General features: G+C 52.4%; 1 protein-coding gene. It reads right to left on the minus strand.

The annotated features are described in order from the left end of the window. Positions 1 to 251: 251 nt before the first annotated feature. Positions 252 to 2,052, minus strand: a 1,801-nt coding sequence (locus tag ABYP33_RS18830; RefSeq protein WP_373092856.1) for a hypothetical protein, incomplete at its 5' end; no start/stop codon positions are given.

The following is a 2,052-nucleotide window of genomic DNA, read 5'->3' on the forward strand; positions in this document are numbered from 1 at the left end:
CCTGCTTTTGCTCCAATGCTGACACTCTCCCTACCACCAGATCGTGCTTTTGGAACAGGGTTTCAATTCGATCATCAGTCATTGACCTTCCTTACTCGTTCCAGTCCGGAGACAAATCACTTGCCCTGCGGTTTTGGTCGTTCATTTTCGTTCCTTATGACAGCCCACTCGCTGTTACTCCGTTAACTGCTTGAGGTAGTTGGTCTGCTTGCACTTTCATGGTTCCTTATTCACTTGCCCTGCGGACAGGATCAACCGATACGCCAGTTTGTCCCGTCGCTGTAAACAGGCACGCCATTACTCCCCCCGCCAGCTACAATTGACGCAAAAGTTGTCGTAGTCGCGTCAGTAACAAAAGCCCTTGTTCCTGCTATACCGCTGGCAGATGGCAGGTTTCCCACTGTGACCGGGTGCGTTCTAACTCGCATTGTGTTTATGTCTTTCCAGCGGAAGCTGGTTGTGCCGCTGTCAATTGTGGCGTCCGTTGCGGGCCGCTGGGTATTCAGCCCAAGCCTCACCACCGGAGTCATTGGTAAGCCTTGAGGCCTTACACTCAACTCCATCTCGCCGCCGAAGTCGCCGGAGGTGTTGTTTTCTTTAACACCCGCGATTTGTGCGAAAACAGTTAGCAACCCAGCGTTTGTGAAAGCACCCCCAAGCCCAACGCCCGCGCCAACGCCGGACGCCTGTGCGTCAGTTGATAAATACTCCGCTATGGTCTGGAAGCCTCCGGTCGGTATGTAGCGGCTAGACTTGAGAATATAAGCAGACTCACCAGTGAGTGAGTTAGTCTGCCTAACGCGCCCTTGCTGCTGTGTTTCGTTTATTCCTTGTAGCGTGTTGCCGTCACCAACCGAGGAATCGACTATCTCATTAAATGCTCCAGAGAAAATATTATTAACAGACTGCGCGTCTATATCGAAGGCTTTACCGAAGGCTTCAGTGTTTCCATAAAAAGTGTTGAACTTGCATATATTGTCCATCTTGAAGCAGATTGCGTCCGGCGTGAATAGTTGGCCGTTGTATACACCAATGCCGCTGAAAGAGTTGTCAATGCATTCTGTTGCCCCACCGTCAAGCCAAAACCCTATTCTCGCCTCCTTAACAACAACATTAGAAGCATGGTTTGCGTTGGCCTGCGCGTTGTAGCTAACACCTACATCGCAGTTGGTAATTTGGACGTTAGATATTCGGTTCCAGTACACAACTGTACTAATTGTGCCCGCCGCAGTGTAGAGGCCAAAACACGTATTCGCTCGCGTTAGATCGTTTGTAAAATGCCCATATATTGAGCAATCCAGCAGTGCGTTGTATACGCAGTTCTCCGCCCCTGTCCCTAACCTAACGATCCCTGTGGTGGCACCATTCACCTTGAGGTGGCGGAACTGAATGCCTTTAACTGTAGATGACGATTTTAATATGATTATAGGCCCGTCAACCCCGGTCGCGGGCTTGTTAAGAATCGTGCCGGTCGCAGTGGTCGGGGCATTTAAAAAGAGTCCACCTGCACCCCCACCTTGGATTGTATGACCTTCCTTGAGGGTTATTGTCCCGTCAACCCTGTGCTCTTGGGGCATCAAGTAAAGGTTTACGTTATTGTCTGACGCGAGCTGAATTACGCTGGTCAGGTCTTGCCCCGTACTTGCCCCAAAATACCAGTTTGCAAATGCAATTCTCCCCGTGTCTCGCTCCCAAGCCCCAGACGCCCCCGTTAAATCACTGCTAGGCGCAATCCAGATGCCGCCATTGCCCAGCCCTGAACCCACCTCATCAGCGGCAACATTCGCGGACTGGTTTCCTGAGCGCCAAACAAATCGGCCCGCTCCGCCATCACCCGCAGAGCTGCGGCCATCCATATCGCGTTTACTGGAGCCATCTACAAGACCAGTAGTGGAAACAGCCTGAAGCGCCGCCAGCGTCGCGACGGTGGGGACTCGCGAGGCAAGGGCGTTCTCAACATTCGTGCCGCCATCAACAGCGGTGCTGACGTTGGATGCTGCTGCGGTGTTCAGCGTGGTAGTTGCGAACCCGATGACGATCAGTGTGGAGTCC

It is taken from the genome of Zhongshania sp. (genome assembly GCF_041584495.1).
Taxonomy (GTDB): Bacteria; Pseudomonadota; Gammaproteobacteria; order Pseudomonadales; family Spongiibacteraceae; genus Spongiibacter.